Source organism: Chondromyces apiculatus DSM 436, from assembly GCF_000601485.1.
GTDB classification, from domain to species: Bacteria; Myxococcota_A; Polyangia; order Polyangiales; family Polyangiaceae; genus Chondromyces; species Chondromyces apiculatus.
In genome coordinates, this window is sequence record NZ_ASRX01000008.1 from 83450 (window position 1) to 109559 (window position 26110).

Here is a 26110-nt window from a genome sequence, read left to right on the forward strand (position 1 = left end):
GGCACCACGGACCCGCTGGTCGCTACCCCGCCAGGCACCACGGACCCGCTGAGGGCGCCGTATCATTGGCCGAAGATGTTGGGGAACTGGAAGCCGCCGCCGGTGGCGCCGCCGGTCAGCCGCCAGGTGTTGGCGGTCTGCTGCACGATGGGCAGCCGGATCGACGGGTGCGGGTGGCTCAGCTCGAACGCGAACACCACGTGCGCTGGCGTGAGCTGATCGAGGGACTTGAAGAAGTTCAGGGTGATCAGCGCCCCGCCCTCGGTCCACCGGTAGGCCTGCTGCTTCGACCCCGCGGTCAGCAGGTTGTTCACCCCTGCCACGTCGCACGCGATCTCGTTGGGCTGGTTGAAGATGGGCGCCACCTTTCGCAGCATCCGCCCGAAGTCTGCGGGGTTCAGCCCCCGGCTCCCGCCCTGCCCGTTCGCGCAGCCCGTGTGACCCAGGTAGTGATGCGCCAGCTCGTGGCCCAGCACGAACGCGAGCTGCTCGTCGAAGATCTGGTGCTGGCGCGCCACCTTCCGGCTGTCCGTGTGCTGCACGGCGTCGATGAACCCCGCCGGCGGCCGGACCAGCGGCTGACCCTCGCGCTGGTTCTGCGCGAGCAGCCGCAGGTAGTCGTCGAGCTTGTGCGTCCCGAAGATCTCGTCGGTCGCCTTGAGCTGCGCCATCTGCGCCTGCATCTCCAGGAGCCCATCGGTCACCGCCATGAACGGGAGCCCCTGATCGTCGCAGCCCGCGAACGCGTTCACGTCGCCGCCCGCCGGGTCCGAGAAGAACGGGATCCCATTCACCTTCGACTGGTTGCCGGCCGCGAGCGATCCGACCAGCGCCCCCATCACCACCCCGGCCTCGTTCCGCAGCCAGTCAAAGTTGATGTCGTTCAGCGGATCGTTCGTCACCGGCAGCCCCGCGGGCGGCACCTGCGGCACCTGCGGCGCCGGCTGAGGCGTCTGCGGCACCGTGGGCTGCTGCGGGTAGCCCTGCTGCGGGTAACCCTGCTGCGGGTAGCCCTGCTGCGGGTAGCCCTGCTGCGGGTAGCCCTGCTGCGGGTAACCCTGCTGCGGGTAGCCCTGCTGCGGATAGTTCTGCCCGTAGCCCCCCTGCACCCGGGACGACCGCTGCGTCTGACAGCCAGTCGCGCACACCAGAGCCAGGAACAGGGCGCCCAACGCGCTCTTTGAAGTCATTGCCCCGAGCATAGCGCACCGCTGCCTCCCGGCCCCACCCGACCCGACGGGCAGCACGATCCTTCCTCGACCACCCGCACCACCCGCACCACCCGCACCGCCCGCACCGCCCGCACCGCCCGCACCGCCCGCACCGCCCGCACCGCCCGCACCGCCCGCACCGCCGCCGACGCTCCAGCCCTCCCTTGCCGCCTCCTCGCGTACCACTGCAAGCTCCTGCCTCCCTCCTCCGTTCTTGCCCATGGGGGGCATCCCATGAGCCAGATCCCCCTCCCCGCGCGTCAGACACGTCAGGAGCACCAGATCCCATGACCTCGACTCCCTTCCGCCGTACCTCCCGAGCGGTGCTCGCAGCGCTGGCGCTGACCGCCCTGGCCGCCGCGTCGGCCCTCACCGGTTGCGGAGCCTCGGCGCAGTACCCGGCGGAGGCGCCCGCAGCCGAAACCGCCGCCGGAGCCGCTGCCCCTGCGGGGAGCCCTGACGAAGCCTTGCACCGGCTCGATCAAGCCGAGTTCGAGCTGGCCCAGATCCTCGGCGGCCCCGCCCCCTCCTTCGCGACCCCCCCGGCTGGCGCCGCCCCCACCAGCGCCGCCCCCATCACCGCGAGCGGGCCTCCTCCGCCTCCTGCCGCTCCCTACGCGCCCCCCACGGAGCCCAGGGAAAGCATCGGGCAGGAGGTTGCCCGCAAGGACGCGACCGCCCAGGCCTCCGACGATGGCTCGCGCGCCACCTCGCACTGCTCCATCGCCTGCCGCGCCCTCGCCTCCATGAGCCGCGCCACCGACCAGCTCTGCGGCCTCGCCGGCGAGGTCGACGGCCGCTGCCTCGGCGCCCGCACCCGCGTCCGCAGCGCCACCGAGCGCGTGCAGACGCAGTGCCCCTCCTGCGCTCCCTGAGATCCGGCCGGGCCCACCTCCCGCGCCCACGGCTCCGGTACACTGCCCGCAGTTCATGGCCAGGCACCTCGACCAGATCCTCGTCGTCGACCTCGAATCCACCTGCTGGGAGGGCACCCCTCCCGAGGGCGAGGAGAGCGAGATCATCGAGATCGGCGTCTGCCTCCTCGACGTCACCACCCGCGAACGCCACGACAAGCGCTCCATCCTGGTGCGCCCCGAGCGCTCCCGCGTCAGCCCCTTCTGCACCACCCTCACCACCCTCACCCAGGCGCAGGTCGACGAGGGCATCCCCTTCGCCGAGGCCCTGACCCTCCTCCGCAAGAAGCTCAGGTCCGACGATCGCCCCTGGGCGAGCTACGGCGACTACGACCGCCGCATGGTCGAGCGCCAGTGCCAGGCCCGCGGCCTCCGCTACCCCTTCGGCCCGGGCCACCTCAACGTCAAATCCCTGCTCGCCCTCTGCCTGGGACTCCCCCGCGAGGTCGGCCTCGACGAAGCCCTGCGCCTGCTCGGCCTCCCCCTCGAAGGCACCCACCACCGCGGCCACGACGACGCCTGGAACATCGCCAGGGTGCTCGCCGAGATCCTCGGCGCCGCCCGCGCCGGCCTCCCCGTCCAGCGCTGACTCACCGCGCCCGCCAGGTTCACCGCGCGCCGACCTCGCTGTCGAGCGTGGCGCTGTCACCGGCGCGCGCAAGCACCGAGCGCACCGTACGGCTCGTCGCCCAGCGAGGATCGGTGGGATCGAGCGTCCACACCTCCGCCGTGTCCGTCTCCTTCATGAACACGCTCCCCGAGACGATGCTCGGGTGGTGATCGAGCGAGATGGAGAACCTCCCCGGCTGTGACAGATCCAGGGTCAGCCCTGCCGGCGCCGACGGCACCACCTCCTCGCCCGCGCGGCGGCCCGTGACCCGGATGGAGCGCAGCGCGAGCCTGTCGTCGACGAGCGTCGCCTCCAGGATCTCGTCCGGAAACGTCGAGGACGACGACCTCCGCCGCAAGGTCAGCACCTCGCCCACCGCGAGGATCTCGTAGCGGTGCTTGTTCCCCAGGTGGTCCTGGTACACCCACGACTCGTCCACCTCCAGCCGCCGCGGCGCGCGCGTCTGCCGCAGCTCCAGGTGCCCTGCGCGCACCACCCCGATCCGGAAGTCCCGCGTGTACGCCCCGCGGATCGGGTGGGGCAGCGCGGGGTTCCCGAGCATGTACGACGTCGCCCCGATGACCACCGAACTCTCCGGCGCCGCGTGCGTGCTCTCTCCTGCCCACATCAACGGCAGCGATGAGTTCCCCGCGTGCGCCCCAGGGTCGATGAGTCCCCCGAGCTTCGCGTCGGGCGCGCCGAGCCCCTTGAAGGTCAGCACGATGTCCTCTCCCCGGTACGAGGCGAAGCACAGCCGCACCTCCGGCACGCCGTTCACCGTGGACGCGCTGTACGCGCAAGGCCGATGCACCGTCCGGCGGTCCGTGAGCAGCGCCGACATGATGTGGGCGGAACTTGGCTCACTCACGTGGTCAACCTGGAATCCCCCGCGTCTGGAGAGGATGGACCGGATGAACGGCGGCAGCCCCGGCCTCCGGGTGACCATTGCCTCGATCGCCTCGTATTCCGGATGATCTGCGAGAAAGACGATGACATGTTCGTCGTGCCTGTCGTACCGCAGGAGGAAGGGCTCGAAGAAGCTCTCCCATGGCGGCCCGATCCGACGCCGCATCTGCGGCTTCCTGAAGCTTCGCGGCGGCGCCGAGGTGCCGCCCTCGATGCCGGACGGGCGCGAATCCATGGCATACCGACTTCGGTCGGAAATCATCCTGTCTGTCCTCCCCTCTGCCGTGATCGGCGGGAGCGAATCGCAATGCGTGTGCCGCCCCCCGCTGTTCACCTGCCGCCCCCCGCGCGCTGCCTGCGTGTTCCCCGCGCGTCCCCCGCGCGTCCCCCGCGCATCCCCCGCGGGACCCCTGCGCGTCCCCCGCGCGTCCCCTGCGCGCTTCCTGCGCGCTCGCAGCAGGCGACGCCGGCCGGGATGCTAGGCTCCCCCGCATGACCACCATCCACGAGCGCGCCCGCCGCTACGAACAGGCCCACGACATCAAGGAGAGCGTCCATGGCACCCACCGCTGGCGCTACGCCATCGGCAAGGGCACGGGCGACGCGGTCCTGCTCCTCACCGGCGGCATGGGCCTCGGCCTCGGCTGGCTCGATCTCGCCCTCGCCTTCGAAGGCGACTACCGCCCCGTCATCGTCGACTACCCCCCCACCGTCACCTCCCTCGACGCGATCGCCGAGGGTGCCCTCGGCGTGCTCGACGCCGAGCGCATCTCGTGGGCACACGTCATCGGTCAGTCCGCGGGCGGCATGGCCGCCGAGCTGCTCTCCCGCCGCGCCCCCGATCGCGTGCGCACCTTGACCTTCAGCGGCTCGGGCCTCTACGGCCCCGAGGACATGGAGCGCCTCACCGGGCGCAAAGACGCCGTCTCGGCCCTCTCCCCCGAGGTGTTCCGCGCCGAGACGCTCGCCTCCTTCCGGGCCACCTGGAAGGACAGCCCCGAGGTCCCCTTCTGGCTCGCGCAGATCGAGGCCCTCCTCGACAGCGGCGCCGCCCAGGAGGCCTCCAGCGGCATGCTCGACGCCCTCGTGGACCTGGCCCGCCGCCTCCCCGACCTGGAGCGCCAGACAGCGTGGCAGGGACCCACCCTGATCATCCGCGCGAGCGACGACCCGCTCATCACCGAGACCCAGGCCCGGCGCCTCATCGACCTCCACCCCGACTGCGAGCTCCTCACCTTCCCGAGCGGCGGCCACTCCCTCCTGCTCACCCGCCCCGACGACTACATCAAGGCCGTGAAGGAGCACCTCGCCCGCCACCGCGTCGGCGCCGGCCACGTCTGAAGCGCCGGAGCGCTCATCCTCGGAGCTGGAGCTGCGTGAGCAAGAGATGGAGCGCGTCCAGGGACGGCGGAGGCACGCTGCCCTTCGCGCTCCAGCGCGCGAGAAGGTGAGGTACCAGCTCCTCGGCGCGCGTCACGTGACCGAAACGCGTCCCCCCGAAGACACGATCCTTGACCGTGTGTCGGACCAGCGCCTGCAGCATGCAGACCCGGCACCGCGGCTCCTGATGTCCCATGACATGCTCGGGCGTCTCATCCGCATCCGCATGGATCAGCAGAGCGTCGTAGTGACCGAAGTGGGCGGCGCGCACCACCTCGGGCACGAGACGGAGCACCTGCTCTATCCCCCGGGCCGGGAACACCTTGCGGTCGATGTCGGCAGCCGCGAGGCCGCACCAGGTGGCGCACAGCGCGCCAAGGACGACATCGTCCACGGGACCTTCGGTTGCGAGCAGGAAGCGCGGCATGGTCTCAGTCCAGGAGCCCCATCGCCCACACTTCCCCGATGGGCGCACTGGTCTTCTCCTCACCCAGCCGACGGCGAACCTCCTCGTCCATGGCTGCCACGGTCGTCGCGCCGCCCGCCGTGCGGCTCACGAGCCGCAGGTCGTCGAGGCGATCCTGGAAGTGCGAGACGAGGCTGGGACTGTGGCTCGTGGCCATGATCTGGAGGGGACCGCGGCCTCCCACGCCCTGATACGCGGCTTCCGAGAGCAGCTCGACGACTGCCTGGTAACGGGAGGGGTGAAAGCCCCGATCGATCTCCTCGAGGCCCACCACACTGCCCGCCTCGGCGGCGAACAGAACACACAGAATGCCCACCAGCATGCGGTCCCCCCAGGAGAGGAGCGGTGCCGGGTAAATCCACTCCTGTCCGCGCTGGTCCTCGATACCCCAGAGAAACTTGCCCGCGGCTCCACCCCAGACCCGAAGCCGCTTCGTGCCGGGCCGGAGCCGGCGTACGCGCTCCTCGATATCCGCGAAGCGCTCGGGAGCTTCCTCCTGGAGCTTCCCGAGAGACGCGCCCACGCCATGCCCGTCTCGCTTGACGCCCGAGTCTCCTTCTTCGGAGGGCCGCTCGATGGCGCGCGGATCGAGATCGAAGATCCGGACCGATCTCAGATGCGACGCCACCCGTTCGACGCTCGGGTCTGGCGCGTCTGGCCTCAGAATGGTGCCAGACGCTGGTCTCGCAGCGGCAGACCAGACGGCCACGTCGTCGCCAGACGCGCGCACCAGACGTTCTTCATCGACCTCGACGTGACCAGCCCTCTCGGCGAGCGCCAGCCTGTAGCGGTAGCGCTCCACGCCGAAGCCCAGATCAACCTCGAAAGACGTCGCGGCGATGTCCCCGTACCCCCGTGATCGCATGAACCCGAGCGAGTAGGGAGGCGGCCCGAAGGCTCGCTCAGCGCCCCCGCGCGCGTAGCTCCCCAGGCGCTCAAGCGCGCCAAGTAGCGCTGACTTGCCGGCACCGTTGCGGCCGAGCAACACCGTCATTGGTGTGAACCGGATCTCGGCATCCACATGGCCAACCGGTGGGTCGAGAGAGCGGGATCGGCCAGGCGAGCGCCGAGGACGGGAGCACATCGGGCCATGGCACGCGGGCGAGCATGGATCCGGATCCGCCGCCGTGGAGGTCGAGGCCGTCGCTCGTGCTCGCCGGGCTTGCATGGCGCGCGCTGCCTGCTGGACCATGAAGAGAGGGCTGCACCATGAAGCGTCTCCTTCACATCGCCGACCCCTGCCACGAGCACTGGGACGCCATGACCGGCACGGAGCGCCAGCGCCACTGCGAGGGCTGCGGCAAGCAGGTGCACGCGCTCTCGCAGATGACGCTGGGCGAGGTGGAGCAGCTCCTGGCCTCGGCGCCGCCCGGGATCTGCGTGCGCGTCGAGCACGACGAGGCGGGACGGGTGCGCTTCCGGAGCGAGCCGCACGACCCGCGCGACCCCCCGAAGCGCGCCCCGGCGCTGCTGCGCGCGCGCGCTCTGCGAGTGTCTCTGAAGCCCACGCGCCCCTCGCCGTCCCTGGTCGACCCTCGCTGACCACGCCGACGACGCCCTCAGGCCCTCCTCCACCTCGCCAGCGACGCCCTCAGGCCCTCCGCCGCCTCGCCGACGACGCCCTCAGGCCCTCCTCCACCTCGCCGACGACGCCCTCAGGCCCTCCGCCGCCTCGCCGACGACGCCCTCAGGCCCTCCGCCACCTCGCCGACGACGCCCTCAGGCCCTCCGCCGCCTCGCCAGCGACGCCCTCAGGCCCTCCGCCGCCTCGCCAGCGACGCCCTCAGGCCCTCCGCCGCCTCTCGCAGGGATTGCCTCGGTGTCCCCCATCACAGCGATGCTGCCAAAAAGCGCGTGCAGGTCAATTTTTCTCCGAATTCTTGTCCGGCCCGCTTCGTCCAATCCGCATCTTCAGAACTTTGTCGCTTCTCTTACTTGCTCACGACCGTGATCCCCGATCACCCGACCCACAGACCTGACCACTCAAGGAGGATCCCATGGACATCGTCTCGAACCTCGACATCTCGCGAAAGATCATCGTCGGCAACACGCTCTCCGTCTCGCACACGGCGACCCGCGCCGAGCCCCTCACCACGGCCACCCGCGAGCGCATCCAGGCGGTCGTCACGGCCACCGAGGGGCTGCAGATGTTCGCCAAGTACCGCCCGCTCCGCGTCGATCGCGCCACCGATGCGAGCGTGAACGGGTGTTACCGCACCCTGAAGGCCATGGAGCGGTCGTTCGACGACGCGGTGGTGCCGCTCGGCGAGGCGCAGCGCGCGACGGTGGCCCAGGCGCGGCGGGTGCGGAACCACCTGTTCCCGGAGGGGACGACGTTCACGCAGCTCAGCATGGATCTGCAGTGGGGCGCGCTGCTGGCGCTGCGGGGGCGGGTGACGGAGCCGGAGACCGTGGCGGACGTCGCGGCGCTCGGGATGCAGTCGCAGGTGGAGCACATGATGGCGCACATCGATCTGTACGGGCGCATCCTCGGTCAGGAGGCGGACAAGGCGCGCGCGGGTGAGGAGGAAGCCAGCGCGGCGTGGACGCGGGCGCTGCGGCTGCTCGTGGCGCAGGTGCTGCTCGACTACGACGGGGACGAGGCGACGCGGCAGGAGCTGCTCGGGCCGTACGAGGCGCAGCTCGCCCAGCAGCGCGCGGTGGTGCGCGCGGCGAAGAAGGCGCAGTCGAAGGGCGACAAGCCGGAGACCACGCCGACCAAGCCGGAGACCACGCCGACCAAGCCGGAGACCACGCCGACCAAGGCGAGCCCGGTGATGACGGCGCCTGTGACCACCGCGCCCACCAAGGCGACCACGACGCCCACCAAGGCGACCACGACGCCCACCAAGGCGACCACGGTCCGAGGCACGGCGAGCGCGCGCGCCTGATCAAGAAGGCGCCCTGACGTCCTGCCTTGCTTCGACCTGCCGGCGGAAGCGCACGCTCCACGCCGGAGGCTGACGCGCACCCTCCCTCCTGCACCTGCTCCGCGACGCCGTCGCGCCGTCCCGAGGATCGTTCTCGGGCGGCGCGCGGCGCGGCGCCTTTTCCCTCGTCGGACGGCGTGGACCGCCTTGCTTCAGGCCCGCGGTTCGAGGCGGTCGCGGAGCATTCTCCCTCGCCGAGCGGCGCGCCTCGGCTCAGGTCGACGTCAGGTCAGCAGCTCGAGTCGGTCCTCGACGATCTCGCCGTCGTCCGTGGACCGGACCGGGGGCGCTTCCACCTGCTCGGCGGGGGGCGGCACCAGGGCGGAGGCGGCGAGGTAGATCAGGGCGGCGAGGAGGAGCACGGCGCTGTAGCCGAAGTGCAGGGCGAGGAAGGTGCCGGCGGCGATGGCCACCACGCTGGCGACGCCGTTCAGGCCCCAGCACCAGGGCAGGAGGGTGGGGGCGCGGGTGGCGACGAGCTTCACGCCGAGGGGGGCCTGGGCGCCCATGAGGAGGCCGAGGGGGACGAGGATGCCGGCGGCGAGGGCGAGGCGGGCGTTGAAGGGGAGGTGCAAGCCCCAGCCGAGGAGGCGCCCGAGGCCGAGGGCGGCGGCGGCGAGGAGGAGGACGAGGAGCTGGGCACGCCACGAGGCCGCGCGCGCGGCGAGGTGGGCCGGGATGCCCGCGGTGAGGAGGCTGCCGATGCCCGCGGAGAAGAGGAGGATCACCAGGACGGCGGTGAGGGCGTAGACGGGGTGCCCGAGGAGGAGCACGAAGTGCTGGACGAGGGCGATCTCGACGAGGACGAAGCCAGCGCCGAGGCAGGGGAAGAAGAGGAGGGCGCGCACGCGCGGGCCGCGATCGGGCGGGAGGGGACGCGCGGGGCGACGTAGAAAAACGGGGAGGACGAGGAAGAGGAGCGCGAGGACGGCGCTCACCACGAAGAGGGTGGCGAGGGTGAGCAGGCCGTTCTGCTCGGTCTTGAGGAGCTTCACGTCGCGCAGCACCTGGAAGAGGCGGCGGGGCGGGACGTCGTAGAAGAAGAAGGGGCGGTCGTCGCTGGGCGGGGTGAGATCGGTGGGGGCGCTCTCGGCGGCGGCGCGGGCCTCGGTCGGGGTGACCAGGCGGTGGCGCAGATCGGTGCGGGCCTGGTCGGGGGAGAAGCTCTCGGTGAAGCGGTTCTTGCGGCAGTAGGTGCGGAGGGCCTGGATCTCCTGGCGATCGAGGGGGGAGCGCTTGAGGAGCACGGTGGTCGCCTGCTCGTGGTTGCAGGCGAAGAGATGGGCCTTGGGGTCGGCGGCGCCGCTCTGGTGGAGGGCCGCGCCAGAGAGGGCGAGGAGGCGATCCAGCTCGGTCTCCGAGCGGGTGACGACGAGGGTGCCGTCGGGGGTGAGGCGGCCGAGGAAGTCGCGGAAGGCCTCGACGGTGTAGAGCGGGGTCTCCCGGAGGGAGAGGGCGCCGACGGCGGTGGCGGCGCGGCTCTCGGCGTGGGAGAGGACGATGCTCTTGAAGAGGAACGTGGCGCGGCGGGCGTAGTTCCGGCCATCGGCGACGGCGACGTGGACCTCGGGCCTGTCGAGGAGGTGGTCGGTGAGCCCGGCGTAGCGGTCGCGGAGGACGCGGGTGACGACGTCGCCGTTGATCTCGGAGACGTGGATGTCGGTCTGGCCTGCCTTGAGGGCGTCGCGGATGGGGCTGCCGCCGAGGGCGCCGATGAGGAGCACCGGGCCCGCGGCCTTGTGCAGGACGTATCCCAGCTCGTCGGTGTGGGCCGGAGGGTTGGTCTTGGCGTCGAAGATGGGGGTGGAGTCGGTGCCGTCGAAGCGCATCCAGGCGGCGCCGCTGCGGAGGCGCTCGACGGTGATCAGGGCCTGCTCGTTCCAGGCCTGGTACTCGACGCGGCTCAGGGCCTGGAAGCGGAGGTTGGGGAGCTTGAGCCAGGGGGCGCCGAGGTCGCCGAGCAAGAGGACGAGGCTGCCGAGGACGAAGGTGGCGACGAGGGCGCCCGAGCCGCGCCGCTCGCGCGGGGAGATCAGGCCGCCGGAGGCGCGGGCGCCGAGCCAGAAGAAGACGCCGCCGAGGGCGAAGAGGATGGCGATGAGGAGGCCGGCGCGGGGAGCGCCCACCTTGAGGGCCGCGAGGGCCGCGACGCCGCCGACAGCCGCGGCGAAGAGGTTGACGAGGTAGAGGCGCGCCATGTCGCGCGCGGCGTGGCGGATGGCGGCGGCGAGGATGATGCCGCCGAGCACGAAGGGGATGGAGGAGACGAGGTAGACGGCCGCGATCTGGAGGAGCGCGCGGGGCGCGAGGTCCTGGATGGGCTTGAGGTAGAGGAGCACGATGACGGCGGCGAGGGTGCCGGCCGAGGCGAGCGCCGCGAGCGCCGCGAGGCGCGCGAAGAGGTGCGGCGGCCGCGCGAGGGAGGGGGCGACGTAGAGCAGGACGCCGCCGAGGCCGACGCCGAAGAGCGAGAGGGAGATGGCGAGGAAGGCGAGGTGGTTGCCGTAGATCGCCGAGAAGAGCCGCGTCAGCACGATCTCGAGCAGCACGGTGGCGCCCGCTGTCAGGGCCACTCCGCCGAGGAGGCCGCTCCGCTGGGAGAGCTGCATGGGGGGCTCCCTCTACCACAGGGCGCGCCGGCGCTGGCCGGGGAAGCGCCGGGATGCGGCGAGATGCGGCGAGATGCGGCGAGAGTCAGAGGCCGCGGGCGGTGGAAGGCGCGAGGGGCGCGAGGGGCGCGAGGGGCCAGGCCGTGAGGAGGGGGACAGGGGCGGCGGGGCCGCTCTGGCGGAGGGCGCGCACGCACTCGTCGACGAGGAGGCGCCGGGGGCCGTAGGCGGAGGGGTTGGCGGCGTCGGCGTCCATGAGGCGGGTCGGGGTGTCGATGCCGTAGAAGTCGGGGTGCGCTGGATCGTCGAGGAGGACGTGGCCCAGCTCGTGGGCGAGGGCGAAGGCGGCGCGGTCGACGCGCAGGCCGGCGCGGTCCTCGATGATGGTGTTCCGGATGGCGCCGCCGTCGGCGTAGATGAAGGACTCGCCGATGCGGCCTCCCTCGGCGAAGCTCGGGACCATGAACACGTCGATGGTGGAGGGGTCGCCGTCGTCGTAGGCCTTGATGAGGGCGCGCTCCTCCACGGTGCCGGCGATGGCGTCGATGTCGCCGAAGTGCTGCAGCCCGTCTTCGAGGTCGACGGCGCCGACGCAAGCGGTGAGGGTGCGGTCGGTGGAGAGGCGGCCGCTCACAGGGGGCTCGATGTTCACCAGGGCGCCACCCTGGCGGCGGATGAGGAGGTCGGTCGCGCCGTGGGCCGAGGCGGCGGTGGCGGCGTTGTCGGAGACGCGCACCACGTAACCGGCGGCGGTGACCGCGGAGGCGACGACGCGCGCCGCCGCGAGGGGGAGCATGCCCGGGGTGGTGCGGGCGGTGATCTCGCGGCCGTCGACGCGGAAGCGGATCTCGCCGCCGCTCGCGGGCAGGCCGTGATCGCAGCCGAGGGCGAGCAGGTGAGGGCGCGGCGGGTCGACGACGCGGGCGTCGAGGGTCTCGGGGGGGCCGAAGCTGATGCCGCAGGCCCCCCAGAGGGCGTTGGCGCGCTCGACCTCGCCGCGCACGAGGGCGATGGCTTCGGGGTCGGTGCCGCCGATGGGGGGAGGTCCGCCAGGGCGGCCGCGGACGAGGAGCATGCGCAGGCGGGCGCGGTAGCGCTCCAGGGGGCCGAGGGCAGAGATGCGCGGGCCGGCGATGCGGATCATCTGGAGCTTGAGGCCGGAGGAGGTGGCGACGACGAGGGCGCCGCCGAGGCGGGCCTTGATGGAGCGGTCCGCCACCACGGGGTGGTTGCGGTCGATGTCGTCGGCGACGACGCGGATGGGCCGGGTGGAGCCGCACACGAGGGGGGGCGGGGCGTCGGCGGGGCAGGAGACGTGGCCGAGCGGGATGTCGGGCAGGCGGTCGAGGACCTCGCCGGAGGGGGCGAGGGAGAGGAGATGGACGGTGGTGGGGAGGTCGTCGGCCACGCCGATGAGGAGGAAACGCAGGGCATCCGGATCGGCGAGATCGGCGAGGGGGTCGTCCGCGAGGCGATCGGGAGGGGTGCGCTGGAAGGAGGCGTGGGAGCGCGCGAGGTCGATGGTCCGGCCGGCTCCGTCGAGGGCGCGGACCTCCACGGCGCTCACGCGGAGGGGCTCGCCGGAGAGGCGGAGCTCGTGCCGGCCAGGGCGCAGGGCCTGCAGTTCGAGGCGGCGGGTCGCCGGGGGGATGGCGGCGCCCTGGGCGAGGGGCTTGCCCTGGGCGAGGAGGCGCAGGCCGGAGGGCAGCTCGAACGAGGCGGTGCCGGCGCCGGCCCGAGGAGGCACGGGCAGGGAGAGAAGCTCGGGGGCGCTGGGGACGAGTTGCTGCTCTCCATCCGGGATGCGATCGCCGTCGTCATCGTCGCGGTCCACGACGAGGAGGGGGGGCTCGCCGGGTGTGGCGCGCGCGGCCAGCGCGACGGAGGTCGTGGGCAGGGGCGCGAGGGCTGGCGCGAGGAGGAGCAGGGCGGCTGCGGCGCGGGCGCGGAGGGACATGGTGCGGAGGGCTCGCCTCGGAGTGTAGCGTCTCAGGGCTCGATGCGAGGGCCGTATCAGGAATTTACCCGCTGGCGGGGAGCGTGAAGCCGGGGCACTGGGCATCCATGGTGAGCGCTGTCCTGTTCGACATCGATGGAACCCTGGTGGACTCGGTGGATCTGCACGCCGAGGCGTGGCGCGAGGCGATGCTGCGCTACGGAAAGGATGTGCCGGCGGAGAAGCTGCGCTGGGACATCGGCAAGGGCGCCGACCAGCTCCTTCCCAGCTACTTCAGCGAGGAGGAGCTGTCCCGGATCGAGGAGGAGCTGACCAGGCAGCGCTCGGATCTGTACATGGAGAAGTACTTCCCGCAGGTGCGCCCTTTCCCGGCGGTGAAGGCGCTGTTCGCGCGGCTCAAGGCGGACGGGAAGCGGATCGTGCTGGCCTCGTCGGCCAACGAGAAAGAGCTGAAGGCGCTGCTCGATCTGACGGGCGTGAAGGAGTTCGTGGAGGGGACGACGTCGAGCGACGACGCCGAGAAGAGCAAGCCGCACCCGGACATCTTCGAGGCGGCGCTCGACAAGCTGGGCGGCGTGGACCTGCGGGAGGTGGTGGTCATCGGCGACACGGCGCACGATGCAGAGGCCGCGGGGAAGCTGGGGCTGAGGACGATCGGGGTGCGCACCGGCGGCTGGTCGGACGAGCGGCTGCTCGAGGCGGGGTGCGCGGTGATCTACGACGGCCCGGAGGACCTGCTGGCGAACTACGAGGCGTGGACGCTCTCGGTGGAGGAGCGGATCAGCCAGCCGACTTGAGGGAGCGGCGTGCAGGAGAACGCGTTGCGGGTGACCTCTTCCTCGCAGGAGGGCCTTCCGGGCGAAGCTCTGCACGTTTCCCGGTCTTCTCGCCAGAAGCACCCTGGGGGCGGAGCGCCTTCCGCTTCTTGACCGCCGCGTTGCCCGGTGAGGGGTCGGTGGGCGCCAGCGACGACGATGGGCGTGCCCAGGCCACGGAGGGCATACTCGACCACGAGCCGGTCCTTGGAGTGGCAGAGCAGCAGGCCGATGCTGGGGCGGTCTTCGGGGTGCCGGAGCTGCGCGTCCACCGCGGAGAGATAGAAGTTCATCTTGCCGGCAAATTCCGGCTTGAAGGGGACAGCCTTCAGCTCGATGACGACGAAGCAGCGAAGCTTGAGGTTGTAGAAGAGCAGGTCGAGGAAGAAGTCTTCCTGCCCCACCTCGAGGTGCACCTGGCGGCCCACGAAGGCGAACCCGACGCCCAGCTCCAGGAGGAAGCGCTGTACATGCGCCACGAGCGCCAGCTCCAGCTCGCGCTCCTGGACGTTGGGACCGAGGGAGAGAAAGTCGAAGACGTAGGGATCTCTGAGGGCTTGCTGGGCGAGAGCAGCCTGAGGTGAGGCGAGGGTGGTGGAGAAGTTGGAGAGGGCTTTCCCCTGCCGCTTGTGGAGACCCGATGCGACATGGATGCTGAGAATGGAGCGGCTCCAACCTTGAAGAACTGCTTGCTCCAGATACCAGAGGCGTGCGGAGGGCTCCGATACGCGCGCCAGGAGGATCAGGTGGTGGCCCCAGGGCAATTGTCCAACAAGCTGTTGGACCGTGTCTCCCATGCCTGACCAGGCCCCGTAGACCTGACGCATGTAGAAGAGATTGGTCCGGGAGAAGACTCTCATGGACGGGAAGGCGGTGCGCAGGTCGAGGGCGAGGCGCTCGACGACCTTCTCGCCCCAGCCGCGCTTTCCTTCGTGCTCCGAGAGCCGCTGGCCGATGTAGAGGTAGATCCTGAGGAGAGCGCGGTTGACGGTGAGCGCAGCTCGCGCCTGGGTGGAGCAGATCTCGCCCTTGAGCTCGCGAAGGAGCTTCGCGTAGCTGGCGGGGAGGGCCAGGGGGCGCCTGGCTTTGGTCCTGGTCGAGGAGATCGCCCGGATGCCCCTGAGGGGAGCGCGAGCCTCAGGCGCCGCGGGCGAGGACGATGACCAGCGCTTCGCCGTCGACGTTCAGCTCGCGGCGCTCGCCGTCGCTGGCGCCGGGGCCCACCTCGACCGAGGTGGCGAGGGCCTCTTGCATGAGGGTGTCGCGGAAGGCCTCGGTGACGCGCTTCACGCGGTCGCTTCCGTCGATGGTGAGGCGGACGCGCTCGGTGAAGCCGAGATCGAGCTCCTTGCGGAGGCCCTGGACGCGGGAGAGGAGTTCGCGGCCGAGGCCCTCGTCGCGCAAGGCGTCGGTGAGGGCTGTGTGGAGGACGACGACGCCCACGCGGCTGCCCGCGGCCGCGAAGCCCTCGGAGGCCTCGACGGCGACCTCGATCTCCTCGGGGCCGAGGTCGAAGGCCTCGCCGTCGAGGTCGAGGGAGACCTTGCCTTCGACGGCGAGCTTCGTGCGCAGCGCGGCGGCGTCGGCCCTGGCGAGGGCCTGCTTGGCGAGCTGGACCTTCTTGCCGAGCTTGGGGCCGAGGGCGCGGAAGTTGGGCTTGAGGACGTAGCGGACCTCGGCGCCCTCCTCGCCAGGCGCGAGGAAGCGGAGTTCCTTGACGTTCAGCTCGTCGCGGATGAGCCAGGCGTTCTCCTCGCGCTGGAGCGCGCCGGTGAGGGCTTGATCGCCGAGGACGATGTCCGCCCGGGCGAGGGGCTGGCGCACCTTGAGTTTGTGGGCCGTGCGCACCTGCAGGCCGAGGGAGACGAGGTCGCGGACCGCGCGCATCTCGCGGGCGAGGCCCTCGTCGATGGCGGCTTCGTCGGCCTCGGGATAGGCGCAGAGGTGCACGCTCTCGGGCTGCGAGGTGGGCCAGGGGCGGCGGACCAGGTTCTGGTAGAGCGCCTCGGCCTGGAAGGGGGTGAAGGGAGCCGAGAGCTTGGCGATGGCGACGAGCACTTCGTAGAGGGTGAAGTACGCGTCGCGCTTGTCCTGCTCCGCGCTCGCTCTGGAGACGCCGCCCGCAGCGGAGGCAGCACCCGCGGCGCTCTCCACGCCTTCGGCGGCCCAGAAGCGCGAGCGGCTCCGGCGGACGTACCAGTTGGAGAGGGCGTCGACGAGGTCGACGAGGCACGTCGCCGCCTCGTAGAGGTGGTAGGCGTCGAGGTGCGCCCGCACCTCGCGCGTGGCGAGCGACAGCTCGCTGAGCATCCAGCGGTCGAGCAGGGAGCGCTCCCGGGCCAGCCGGTAGCCGGCGCTCTTCGCGAGATCCGCGGGGGCCGTGCCCTTCGCGTCGGGGTTGCCCTCGGCCGGCGAGAAGCCGTCGATGTTCGCGTAGATGGTGAAGAAGGAGTAAACGTTCCGCAGCTTGACCGCGAACTCCTTCTGGTAGCCGCGCACGTTGGTGAGCGAGTGGCGGGTGTTCGTCCAGGGGGGCGACGCCGCGTAGAAGAACCAGCGGAAGGCGTCGGCGCCAGGGGCGGGGGTGGAGGAGTCCTCGACGAAGACGCGCTGCTCCGGGGCGAGGCGCGGGACGTCGTTGGGCATCACGGAGAGGGGGTTGTCCTTCGGGGTGAGGCCGAGCCGCGCGAGGTCCGCGTCGGCGAGGGCGACGATGCGCCGGGGCATGCCCTTCTGGGGCCGGATCTCCATCACCACCGGCGCTCCCCCGACGTCGGACGCCCGGTCCGCGCGGTAGAGGTGCACCCTGGCGGCCTCGCCGGTGAGGTCGAGGCCCTCGTAGTCCTCGCGGGCGATAAGCGCCACGCCGTCCTTCGGCTGCGCGCCCTTCACGTCGCTCGTGCGCGCCGCCGCGAACTCCATGCGCACGCGGTCGAGGATGACCTCCGGGGGCGTGTAGTTGCCCTTGGACTTGCTCTCCTTCTTGCCCTCGCGGTCGCTCACGTGGCCGAGCACGACGCAGGTCTGGTAGGGGTGCGGGTAGCTGCGCAGGCGCGAGAGGCCGAGGCGCGTCTGGGTCTCCTCGTCGAAGACGAGGGTGGAGATCATCAGCAGCGAGTAGAACCAGCCGCGGGTCTGGTCGATGGCCTCGCTGATGAAATCGGCGGGGAAGGCGCGGTCGAACAGCTCCTTCGAACCGGGGGCGTGCGGGAACCCCCACTGGGCGAAGGGCATGGCGCCGCTGTCGAACCAGGCGTCGATGACCTCGGGGACGCGCCGCATCTCCGCGCTACAGGTGGGGCACGGGAAGGTCACCTCGTCGATCCAGGGCTTGTGGACGATGAGGTTGTCGTTCAGCGAGGGGTCGGCCCGCTTCGCTTCGTGGAAGTGGGCGAAGGCCTGGGGGTTGAGCTTCTCGATCTCCGCGACCGAGGTGGGGGCGTGGCGGTGCTCGCGGTCCTTCGTGCAGATCCAGATGTTGAGCGGGGTGCCCCAGAAGCGCTCGCGGCTCAGAGCCCAGTCCACGTTGTTGGCGAGGAAGTCGCCGAAGCGGCCGGTCTTGATGTGCTCCGGCAGCCACTGGATGGTCTGGTTGTTCTCGATGGCCCTGTCGATGAGCGCCGTGGTGCGGATGTACCAGGCCGGGCGCGCATACTGGATGAGCGGGTCCTCGTCGGCGCGCCAGCAGAAGGGATACTCGTGGCGGTAGGTCTCGGCGTGGACGAGCAGGCCGCGCTCCTTGAGCTCGGCGGTGAGCTCCTTGTCGCACGCCTTCACCCACCGGCCAGCGTACTTGCCCATGGCGTCGATGAAGGTGCCGTCGGGCTTGACCGCGTTGAAGAGGGGAAGCGATGGATTGCTCCTGGCCTGCGCGCGGTGGGCCGCGTGGTCGTCTTCGCCGAAGGCCGGCGCGACGTGGACGATGCCGGTGCCGGCGTCGAGGGTCACGAAGTCGGCGCCGATGACGCTGTGGATGACGCCGAAGCCCTCGGCGCGCGCGCTGAAGAGGTCGAAGGGAGGGCGGTACTTCTTGCCGACGAGGTCAAATCCCTTCAGCTCACGCGCCACGGGGAGGGGGCGACCGAGCTTCTTCTCCAGCGGTTCGCGGAGTTCGGCCGCGAGGATGAGGCGGCGCACGCCAGGCAGAAGGTCACCAGCGTCGACCTCCACGTACGCGAACTCGGGCCTCACCGCTGCGTACATGTTCGACGACAGGGTCCAGGGCGTCGTGGTCCACACGGCGAGCGCGGTCTCGGGCACATCGACGAGTGGGAACGCCACGTAGACGCTGGGGTCGTCGACGGTCTTGTAGCCCTGGCCCACCTCGGCGCTGGAGAGGGCCGTGCCCCCCTGGGCCCACCACCAGACCACCTTCTCGCCCTGGTAGAGCAGGCCCTTCCGGTGCAGCTCGCCGAGGGCCCACCACACGCTCTCGACGTAGCTCTTGTGGTAGGTGACGTAGGCCTGGTCGAGGTCGACCCAGAAGCCGATCTTGCTGGTGAGGTTCTCCCAGGCTTCCGTGTAGCGGAAGACGGAGGCGATGCAGCGGGAGATGAAGGGCTTGACGCCGTAGGCCTCGATGTCGGCCTTGCCGTGGATGCGCAGCTCCTTCTCGACCTCCACCTCGACCGGCAGGCCGTGCGTGTCCCAGCCGGCCTTGCGGGGGACGTCGTAGCCGCACATGGTCTTGTAGCGGGGGAAGACGTCCTTCACCGCCCGGGTGAGCACGTGCCCGTTGTGGGGCATGCCGTTCGCGGTCGGGGGGCCCTCGTAGAACACGAACGTCCCGCGGGAGGGGCCGGTGGCGCGCGTCTCGGCGCGCAGCGTCTTCTCGAAGATGCCCTGCTGCCTCCAGAACGCGAGGATCCTGGACTCCTCGGCCGGGAAGTTGATCTCGGTGCCCACCTTGTCGAAGAGGGCGTTGGCGCGCGGGGCAGAGGGGGTCGAAGGATCGCCGGACATGGGCGGCTAGTAGCAAGGTGGGCCGCGAACGTCGAGAAACGAGCGAGGGCGAAGGGGGGATGCCCGGGTGCCGGGGGTTGCGCGCCCCCATGACGGCGGTGTCGCGATCCGTGCCGGACCGTTCGAGGGCGCCGCGCTGCCCCTTGGCACACCCCGGACACGCCGACGGACCGGGCCACGACAGGGACGGCGAGACGGGGGTTCTGGAGCGCCACTTGCAAAGGTACGCTCCCTACCTCTCGTGCAGGAGCACTTACCCATGCGACGAACCCGACGAGCTTTCGCCCTCGCTGCCGCGACTTCTCTCCTGGCTGCGCCCCGCCTCGCAGACGCCTGTGGTGGCGTCTTCAGCTCGGATCTGCCGGGCCAGTCCGAGGTCGTCACCGTGACCTCGCAGCGCATCGCGATCTCGATCTCCTCCGAACAGACCGTGCTCTGGAGCCAGATCGCCTACGAGGGCGACCCCAGCGACTTCGCCTGGGTGCTTCCCGTCGGCCCAGGGGCCGTCCTCGAAGCGTCGAGCGATGCCTGGTTCGAGGCGCTCGAGGCCTTCACCGCGACCCGGGTGAGCTCGCCGTCGGTCACCTGCTACGACGGCTCTGGCTCTGGCTCCGGCTCCTCCTCCGGGGGCTGTTGCGGTTCGGCGCTGGGCGACGGGCTGGCCGGCAGCGCTCCCGACCGCGGCAATTTCGGCCAGGGGGGCGAGGTGACCGTGGTCCACGAGGGCTCGGTGGGGAACTACCAGACCGTGACCCTCAGCTCCAGCAACGGCGAGGCCGTGCAGCAGTGGCTCGTCGACAACGGCTATGCCGTGCCGGATACGGTGGTGCCGGCGCTCGAGGCCTATGCCGCGCAGGGGCTCGACTTCATCGCGATGCGCCTCAAGCCCGACACGTCGATCAAGCAGATGACGCCGGTGCGGGTGCGCGCGCCGGGCGGCTCGACCATCGTCCCCATGCGGATGATGGCCGCTGGCGCGGGGGCCTCCGTGCCGCTCACCCTGTACGTGCTCGGCGAGGGGCGCTACGCGCCCAGCAATTTCCCGAATATCGAGGTCAACACGTCGGATCTCACCTGGGACTTCGCCACGGAGAGCTCGGACTACGAGGCGCGCCGCGCAGAGGCGCTCTCCACGATGGACGGCCGGACGTTCCTCACCTCGCACGTCTCCAGGCAGGCGCTCCACATCCGCAACGAGCGGCGCGCGCTCACGCCTGAAGGGTTGGCGCCCGCGCCGGAGAACACGGCGGACACCATCGCCGACCTCTACGCCCTGCAGGGGACGACCACCGCCACCGGAGAAGGCACCTCGTGCGACCTCTCCGCCATGCTCGAAAGCTACCGCTCGCTCACCGTCGTTGAAGCCTGCCCGGATGGCGCTACCAGCCCGGGGCCCTGTGACGACGGCGAGACGGTCACGGCGAGCACGTTCGAGTGCGGGGGGCTCACGGACGTGAGCACGGCGCTCCTCGGCATGCGCCCCCGCGATCTGACGCTGGCGCGCCTCGAAGCCAACCTGCCCCCGAGCGCGCTGAGCGACGAGCTTCAGCTCGGGCCGGCCGACGACCAGGACGCCGTCTCCAGCGACCTCAAAGCCGCCGAGGCGGAGAACGTCCCCTGCTCCGACTACGAGGTCTACCCCGACGGCACCGAGCCCCTCAACATGCGCCCCCGGACCACCGCGCCCGCCTTGATGATGCTCGGCTTCCTCGGGGTGACCCTGCGCCGCCGCCGCCGCTCCGCCCGCGCCTGAAGCCCCGTCAGCGAACCGCGGCGATCGCGCCCACCTGCGCCCTCACCGCGCGCAGGTAATCCGTGGGCGCGATCAGGATCTGCGTGCCGCGCACGCCCGCCGAGATGGACACGACGTCGAACAGCTCGAGGGTCTCGTCCACGTACACCGGGTACGCCTTCTTCGCCCCCAGCACCGTGACGCCCCCGCGGATGTAGCCCGTCAGCGGCTGCACCTCCTTGAGGGCCACGGTGTCCACCTTGCGGTCACCGGAGAGCTTGGCCAGGCCCTTCAGGTCCAGCTCCGCCGTCGCCGGCACCACCGCGAAGCAGACGCCGTTCCGGTCGCCCCGGGCCACCAGCGTCTTCCACACCTGCTCGGCAGGCATGCCGATCTTCGCAGCCACGGTCTCGGCGCGCAGATCCTCGGGATCCACCTCGTACTCGCGCAGCTCGTAGGAGATCCCCAGCGCATCCAGGATGCGCGCCGCGTTGGTCTTCATCGGTCTCTCGCCCCTTTCTCCCGGGAAGCCGCGCATCACTCGGAGGGCGTGCCCTCGGGAAGCGCCACACCGAGCGACTCCAGGTCCTGGCGCGCCATGCCCGCGAAGCGGCTCGACGGGTAGCGCTCGATCAGGAAGCGCAGCGTTTCGACGCGGCCCTCCCGATCCCCGCTCGCCTTGAAGCGCTCGGCCAGATCGAAGAGCACCTCGCTCGCGTCCTCGACCCTCCGCCTTCGTGGGTCAGGCTCGCTGCTGCACTGGAAGGGCGCGTGGCTGCTGACGGCCGTCACCAGGGCGACGGCGGCGAAGGCTGCGCGGAGGCCGGGGATCACGGGGTGATTCGTCGGCACCTCGACGGCCCTGTCAAGCCCCGAGGCGCGGGCCGGGCGAGCCAGGCGTCGGACTTGCGCCCCACCTGCAGATCGGGCTTGTTGCCGGCATGTCCGACGCCCGTTCGCCCGTGCTCGACCCTGCCACCGTCGAACCCTACTCCGGCTCCAGCTACCCGGCCCCCTTCAACCTCGCCGCCGCCGGCCGCGAGAAGCGCTTCCTCGGGCCCGCGCTCGGCCTTACCCAGTTCGGGGTCAACCTCGCCCGGCTCCCTCCTGGAGCCTGGTCGTCGCAGCGCCACTGGCACGCGCTCGAGGACGAGTTCATCTACGTTCTTGAGGGCGAGCTGGTCCTCGTCACCGACGCAGGCGAGCAGGTGCTCCGCGCGGGCATGGCCGCCGGGTTCCCGGCCGGTCGGCCCGACGGCCACCACCTCATCAACCGCTCCAATCGCGAGGCCCTCTACCTGGAGGTCGGCACCGATTCTCCCAAGGACATGGCCGTCTACAGCGACATCGACATGGAGATGCGCCCCCTGCCGGAAGGCGGTCACCACTACGTCCACAGGGACGGCACGCCTTACTGAGCATCGCCGGGAATCGACGCGCGCTCCGGGAGCGTTGCCCTGACGCCGCTCACATCCCGCGCGGGACCACCACCCCATGATCGCTCGCCGACGACCTCCTCTCGCCCCTCGTTCCGGGAGCCTCTGGCTCCTCCCGCTGGCCATGGCGGCCCTCCTCGCCGCTTGCCGCGACGACCCCTCCCCGCCCCTGCCACCTTCTCCAGTCCCTCCCCTCTCGTCCGCGGCCCTCTCTGCCGCCAGCGCGACCACCGCCGCGCCACGCCGCGCCCCTCTCCACGAAGGTGGCGCCCTCGCCCGCGCCCTCGACGAGGACGCCCTCTACCTCGCCGACGAAGACCACCACGTCCTCCGCCGCATTCCCCTCCCCGTGGACGTTGCCACGCCGCCCACGGCCCTCCCCCTCCCTGGTCCCCCGGCCTCCGTGCTGGCCCTCCACGGCCGCGTCCTCGTCACCGTCCGCGGCACCGCCCCCGCGTCCCCCGGCGCTCCCCTCCGCGGCCCTGGCCTGCTCCTCGTCCTTCAGCCCGACAGCGCCGCTGGCCTCCGCGAACAGGCGCGGATCGAGCTACCCGCCGATGCCTGGGGGCTCGCCGTCACACCCGACGAGACCCTGGCGATCATCACCTCTGCCTGGACCCACCGCGTCACTGCCGTGGACCTCCCCGCCGACCTGTCCGCCGCGCAGGCTGCCCTGCGGGTTCGCTGGAGCGTCGACGTCGCCCGTGAGCCCCGCGGCGTCGTGGTGCGGCCCGACGGAGACGCTGCCTACGTCACCCACCTCGTCCACGCCTCCCTCACCCGCCTCGACAATCTCCGCGCCGATCACCCCACCACGCGCCTCGTCCCCTTCCCCGCCGCCCCGCTCCGCACCACGCCAGCGCGCGTCCACGCCGCGACCCTCGGCTACGCGCCCGTCCTCTCCCCCGAGGGCGATCGCCTCTACCTCGCGCGCCAGGCCCTCGGCGCCACCGGCAAGCGCGCCTGGAACGGCCAGCCCACCGTCGACGTGCTCCTCACCGACGGCGAGACCCCGCTCGCGGAGCCCGCAGGGCGCATGTACATGATGCAGTCGGAGACCTTCACCCGGCGCTGGCTCAGCATCGGCCGTCCCGTGGACCTCACCATCACCGGCCCGGGCCCCACCCAGATGCAGCCCCCCTTCGTCCAGCCGCGCGCAGCGCGCTACCGCAAGGCGACCCGCACCCTCCTCGTCGCCAGCGAGGGCACCGACGCCCTCGTCGAGCTCGACGCCCTCGCCATCGACCCCTCGGCGAAGCCGCTGCGCACCTACGACCTCGGCCTCACCCCCACCTTCGCCGTCCAGATCATCGGCAATTTCCTCGGCCCCCCGGAGCCCGAACCGCCCGCAGGCACCACCCGCTGCGGCGCTCCGAGCGGCATCGCCCTCTCCGCCGACGAGGCCACCGCCTGGGTCTTCTGCCGATCGAGCCACGACCTCGCCATCGTCCGGCTCGACCCCCACGACCCCGCCCACCCCTTCGAGCCCTCCCCCATCCCCACCGTCTCCCTCGGCCCCGATCCCCTGCCCGCGCAGGCCGCGCTGGGACGCCGCCTCTTCTACAACGCCCTCGACCAGAGCATGAGCAACGCCTACGCCTGCAACGCCTGCCACCCCGAGGGGCGCGACGACGGCCACGTCTGGCGCGAGGAGGAGTACCGGGAAGTGGAGCACAGCGCCGCCGAGTCCCCGTGGACCGCCGTGAACCTCCACGCCTACGACATGCACATCCGCGGCTTCGACAAGGCGCACGACTTCGCCATGCGCGGCGCCCCCCGGCAGACCCCCATGCTGGCGGGGCGGGTCGACGCGCCTGGCCCTTACGGCTGGAAAGGCCGCAGCCCCAGCCTGCGCCACCGCGTCGTCAGCGGCTTCCGCATTCACCGCTGGCACGACGACTTCTTCGCGGCGTACGGCGCCGGCAGCGTCGAGCGCGCCGAGGCCCTCGCCGCCTTCCTCCGCCAGGGCCTCGTCCCTCCGCCACGCCACGACCGCCCCCTCGACGCCGACGAGGCCCGCGGCCGCGCCGTCTTCGAGAACCCCGACGTCGGCTGCGCGGAGTGTCATGTCCCGACCACGGACACCACGCACCGCCAGGTGGTCGGCCTGGGCGCCTTCCGCGTCGCCTCCACCTTCGAGCGCGAGCGCGAGCACGACCGCTTCAAGACCCCCTCGCTCCGCTACGTGGGCGGCACACCGCCCTACTTCCACGACGGCAGCGAGGCCACCCTCGCCGATCTCATCGACCACAACGGCACCCGCATGGGCCACACCAGGCAGCTCTCCCCGGAGGACCGGAAGGCGCTCGTCGCCTTCCTTGAGACCCTATGATCTCCGCCCAGAAGCTCCCCCGCCCACTGCTCCTCACGACCCTCGCCGGCGCCACCCTCGCCGTGCTTGCAACGCTCCGTCCTGCCACCGCAGACCCCGTGGTCACTCCGCCTCTGACGAGCACCACCGCAATGCCCCTGGCGAGCGCCACCGCAATGCCCCTGGCGAGCGCCACCGCGACGCCGGGTGCACCTCTCCCGCTGTCCCTGCAGCTCACGGACTGGCCAGCCAGCGCCCCCTCCGAGCGCCCCACGCCCACGGCGTGGGAGCAAGCCCCCGCGGTCTCGCTCACCCGCCTCCACCGGAGTTGCCGCGCGGCGCGCCTCCGCGAGTGGTTGCGGGTCACCTGTCACGTCGTCGCACCCGACGGCATCATGAGCCTACGCGTCCTCGGCGGCTCCGACGAAGGCGTCGCCCTCGCGGACGCACCGCCCCGACGAGACCCCGATGGCAGCAAGCACGAGGGCGTCCACGTGGTCCTCCCGGTGCGCCCCGGAGACAGGCGCGTCCTGCAGATCGCGCTCCCCGAATTCCCGGGGCTCAGGAGCTACACGCCCGAGGAGAACGGCGTCCTCGTGATCTCCGCGCTGTGGCTCCCAGGGGCGACGGGTCCGACCATCGTGGTCGACTGACGAGCCCCCTCACCCCGCGCGGCTCACGGCCCCTCGGGCTCCACGTGCTTGCGCCATTCGTTCCTCGCGCTCGCGTACGCCACCTTGGTCGCAGCCTCGCGCTCGGCAGTGGAGATCGCGGTCATCTTGCGGCCCCGCAGCTCTGTCGCCAGCGCCCGCTCCACGTACGTCCGCGCCTCGCGCAGCGTCCCTGGCCATCCGCCAGCGACGGCACGGCCCTGCTGCTGCAGGTCCCGCCGCCATCCTTGCGCCCACGACTGGCCCAGCGCGATCGCGCGCTGCTCGATGAACTTTCGCCGCTCGGTTGCCCGCGCCGAAGCGATCGTCTCCGCCTCGGGGGGCGACGATGCCTCCGGCTCAGTATCGTCTGGCCCTCCGGCGCTCACTCGAAGACCGGAGGCTGGGGCCCCGGGACGATGCCCGCGATGTCCGGATCTTCGCCCGAACCCTCCCCATCTTTCGACCCACTGTTCTTGCGACGCTCGACCCGCGCCGCGTCCTTCTCACGCTGCTTTTCCTGGCGTGCGCGCTCTTTCTGCCGCTTTAGTGCGCCCTGTCTTTGCATGCAGACTCCCGCTTCCGCGCGTCGCCGCGCCGAGGTTGAACGAAAGGCGCAGCGAAGCCCGGAAGCTCGCTGCGCCGTGCATGTCTAGGACTGTCGCGATCAGTAACCGCTGCCGCCACGGCCACCGCCACGGCCACCGCCGCCGCCGAAGCCGCCGCGACCACCGCCGCCGCCGCCGCCGCCGAAGCCGCCGCGACCGCCGCCACCACCGCCACCGCCGCCGAAGCCGCGACCACCGCCGCCGCCGCCCTGGGGACGCTCTTGCGCCTCGTTCACCCGGAGCGAGCGGCCGTCCAGCATCATCCCGTTGAGCTGCTCGATCGCGGTCGTCGCATCCTGGGCAGAGCCCATGGTCACGAACGCAAACCCGCGCGGCTGGCCGGTCTCACGATCGGTGGGCATCGCCACCTCGCGAACCTCGCCTACGGCTGCGAACGCGGCCTCGAGCGTCTCCTGACGGGTGTTGTACGAAAGGTTTCCTACGTAAAGACGATTTGCCATGACACGTTGCTTTCGCAGCTTCTTCTTGCGCCTGATGCGCTCTCAGCAGCCTGCCATCCGATGAAGCCGCAGTGGCTCGAAAGGCCGACGTTCCACGCAGACAATCTGCGTTTGTACACGGTGCGTCGTCCAGACATCCGAGCGAGCCAAGG

23 protein-coding genes are annotated in these 26110 nt (G+C 71.3%); 10 read left to right on the plus strand and 13 right to left on the minus strand.

Annotated features, from left to right (window positions below; genetic code table 11):
* Positions 1 to 62: 62 nt before the first annotated feature.
* Both CAP_RS06075 and CAP_RS51995 read right to left on the minus strand, forming a co-directional pair.
* Positions 63 to 1190, minus strand: coding sequence for a M48 family metalloprotease (locus CAP_RS06075; protein WP_231511155.1), 1128 nt, complete (start codon positions 1188 to 1190; stop codon positions 63 to 65).
* Entirely contained in the window at positions 1187 to 1402 is a 216-nt protein-coding gene (locus CAP_RS51995; RefSeq protein WP_197041027.1) for a hypothetical protein, read from the minus strand. Before CAP_RS51995 ends, CAP_RS06075 begins: the two co-directional genes overlap by 4 nt.
* Before the next feature lie 96 nt (positions 1403 to 1498).
* On the opposite strand from CAP_RS51995, the gene CAP_RS49950 reads away from it, so the two are divergent.
* Both CAP_RS49950 and CAP_RS06085 read left to right on the plus strand, forming a co-directional pair.
* Positions 1499 to 2086: a hypothetical protein gene (locus tag CAP_RS49950; protein WP_044237161.1), complete on the plus strand. Its 588-nt coding sequence runs from the start codon at positions 1499 to 1501 to the stop codon at positions 2084 to 2086.
* Between the two features lie 55 nt (positions 2087 to 2141).
* Complete coding sequence (locus CAP_RS06085) at positions 2142 to 2714, plus strand: 3'-5' exonuclease (RefSeq protein ID WP_044237164.1); 573 nt, start codon at positions 2142 to 2144, stop codon at positions 2712 to 2714.
* Between the two features lie 19 nt (positions 2715 to 2733).
* Here CAP_RS06085 and CAP_RS06090 read toward each other — a convergent pair whose 3' ends face one another.
* On the minus strand, positions 2734 to 3876 hold the full coding sequence (locus CAP_RS06090; protein ID WP_044237166.1) for a hypothetical protein: 1143 nt from the start codon (positions 3874 to 3876) through the stop codon (positions 2734 to 2736).
* Positions 3877 to 4133: 257 nt separating this feature from the next.
* Here CAP_RS06090 and CAP_RS06095 point away from each other — a divergent pair, with 257 nt between their 5' ends.
* Positions 4134 to 4982 carry an alpha/beta fold hydrolase gene (locus CAP_RS06095; RefSeq protein WP_044237170.1) on the plus strand — a complete coding sequence of 283 codons (849 nt, stop codon included), beginning with the start codon at positions 4134 to 4136 and terminating at the stop codon, positions 4980 to 4982.
* Between the two features lie 13 nt (positions 4983 to 4995).
* Here the strand turns inward: CAP_RS06095 and CAP_RS06100 are convergent, their stop codons facing one another.
* Both CAP_RS06100 and CAP_RS06105 read right to left on the minus strand, forming a co-directional pair.
* Positions 4996 to 5448, minus strand: coding sequence for a hypothetical protein (locus CAP_RS06100; RefSeq protein WP_044237173.1), 453 nt, complete (start codon positions 5446 to 5448; stop codon positions 4996 to 4998).
* Between the two features lie 4 nt (positions 5449 to 5452).
* Complete coding sequence (locus tag CAP_RS06105) at positions 5453 to 6352, minus strand: AAA family ATPase (protein WP_197041028.1); 900 nt, start codon at positions 6350 to 6352, stop codon at positions 5453 to 5455.
* A gap of 344 nt (positions 6353 to 6696) precedes the next feature.
* Between CAP_RS06105 and CAP_RS43820 the strand changes: the two genes are divergently transcribed.
* Together CAP_RS43820 and CAP_RS06115 are read left to right on the plus strand one after the other, a co-directional pair.
* Positions 6697 to 7029 carry a hypothetical protein gene (locus CAP_RS43820; protein WP_052374276.1) on the plus strand — a complete coding sequence of 111 codons (333 nt, stop codon included), beginning with the start codon at positions 6697 to 6699 and terminating at the stop codon, positions 7027 to 7029.
* Positions 7030 to 7484: 455 nt separating this feature from the next.
* Positions 7485 to 8378 (plus strand): hypothetical protein, encoded by an 894-nt coding sequence (locus CAP_RS06115; protein WP_044237180.1) that lies wholly within the window; start codon positions 7485 to 7487, stop codon positions 8376 to 8378.
* A gap of 263 nt (positions 8379 to 8641) precedes the next feature.
* Here the strand turns inward: CAP_RS06115 and CAP_RS06120 are convergent, their stop codons facing one another.
* Together CAP_RS06120 and CAP_RS06125 are read right to left on the minus strand one after the other, a co-directional pair.
* A complete protein-coding gene (locus CAP_RS06120) occupies positions 8642 to 11026 on the minus strand; it encodes a spermidine synthase family protein (protein ID WP_052374278.1) in 2385 nt (794 codons plus the stop codon).
* 85 nt (positions 11027 to 11111) lie between these two features.
* Positions 11112 to 12983 carry a hypothetical protein gene (locus tag CAP_RS06125; RefSeq protein WP_044237183.1) on the minus strand — a complete coding sequence of 624 codons (1872 nt, stop codon included), beginning with the start codon at positions 12981 to 12983 and terminating at the stop codon, positions 11112 to 11114.
* 107 nt (positions 12984 to 13090) lie between these two features.
* On the opposite strand from CAP_RS06125, the gene CAP_RS06130 reads away from it, so the two are divergent.
* Positions 13091 to 13780: an HAD family hydrolase gene (locus tag CAP_RS06130; RefSeq protein WP_044237185.1), complete on the plus strand. Its 690-nt coding sequence runs from the start codon at positions 13091 to 13093 to the stop codon at positions 13778 to 13780.
* Here CAP_RS06130 and CAP_RS06135 read toward each other — a convergent pair.
* On the minus strand, positions 13729 to 14913 hold the full coding sequence (locus tag CAP_RS06135; protein WP_081864615.1) for a PDDEXK nuclease domain-containing protein: 1185 nt from the start codon (positions 14911 to 14913) through the stop codon (positions 13729 to 13731). The two genes, CAP_RS06130 and CAP_RS06135, sit on opposite strands and share 52 nt — an antisense overlap.
* 22 nt (positions 14914 to 14935) lie before the next feature.
* Positions 14936 to 18760: an isoleucine--tRNA ligase gene (gene ileS / locus CAP_RS06140; RefSeq protein ID WP_044237188.1), complete on the minus strand. Its 3825-nt coding sequence runs from the start codon at positions 18758 to 18760 to the stop codon at positions 14936 to 14938.
* Between the two features lie 259 nt (positions 18761 to 19019).
* On the opposite strand from ileS, the gene CAP_RS06145 reads away from it, so the two are divergent.
* Entirely contained in the window at positions 19020 to 20513 is a 1494-nt protein-coding gene (locus CAP_RS06145; protein WP_052374281.1) for a DUF2330 domain-containing protein, read from the plus strand.
* 7 nt (positions 20514 to 20520) lie between these two features.
* Here the strand turns inward: CAP_RS06145 and ybaK are convergent, their stop codons facing one another.
* Both ybaK and CAP_RS06155 read right to left on the minus strand, forming a co-directional pair.
* Positions 20521 to 20994 carry a Cys-tRNA(Pro) deacylase gene (gene ybaK / locus CAP_RS06150; RefSeq protein ID WP_044237191.1) on the minus strand — a complete coding sequence of 158 codons (474 nt, stop codon included), beginning with the start codon at positions 20992 to 20994 and terminating at the stop codon, positions 20521 to 20523.
* Positions 20995 to 21029: 35 nt separating this feature from the next.
* A complete protein-coding gene (locus CAP_RS06155; protein WP_231511156.1) occupies positions 21030 to 21326 on the minus strand; it encodes a tetratricopeptide repeat protein in 297 nt (98 codons plus the stop codon).
* 107 nt (positions 21327 to 21433) lie between these two features.
* Between CAP_RS06155 and CAP_RS06160 the strand changes: the two genes are divergently transcribed.
* The 3 genes from CAP_RS06160 to CAP_RS43825 all read left to right on the plus strand — a co-directional run bounded on the left by CAP_RS06160 (position 21434) and on the right by CAP_RS43825 (position 24892).
* Entirely contained in the window at positions 21434 to 21910 is a 477-nt protein-coding gene (locus tag CAP_RS06160; RefSeq protein ID WP_044237198.1) for a cupin domain-containing protein, read from the plus strand.
* A 76-nt stretch (positions 21911 to 21986) separates the two neighbouring features.
* On the plus strand, positions 21987 to 24260 hold the full coding sequence (locus tag CAP_RS06165) for a hypothetical protein (RefSeq protein WP_044237202.1): 2274 nt from the start codon (positions 21987 to 21989) through the stop codon (positions 24258 to 24260).
* Positions 24257 to 24892: a hypothetical protein gene (locus CAP_RS43825; protein WP_052374285.1), complete on the plus strand. Its 636-nt coding sequence runs from the start codon at positions 24257 to 24259 to the stop codon at positions 24890 to 24892. The genes CAP_RS06165 and CAP_RS43825 overlap by 4 nt, the downstream gene beginning before the upstream one ends.
* A 23-nt stretch (positions 24893 to 24915) precedes the next feature.
* Here the strand turns inward: CAP_RS43825 and CAP_RS06175 are convergent, their stop codons facing one another.
* Positions 24916 to 25278 (minus strand): hypothetical protein, encoded by a 363-nt coding sequence (locus tag CAP_RS06175; RefSeq protein WP_044237205.1) that lies wholly within the window; start codon positions 25276 to 25278, stop codon positions 24916 to 24918.
* A 278-nt stretch (positions 25279 to 25556) separates the two neighbouring features.
* Positions 25557 to 25958, minus strand: a complete 402-nt coding sequence (locus tag CAP_RS06180) for an RNA recognition motif domain-containing protein (RefSeq protein WP_044237208.1) — start codon at positions 25956 to 25958, stop codon at positions 25557 to 25559.
* Between the last annotated feature and the right edge of the window lie 152 nt (positions 25959 to 26110).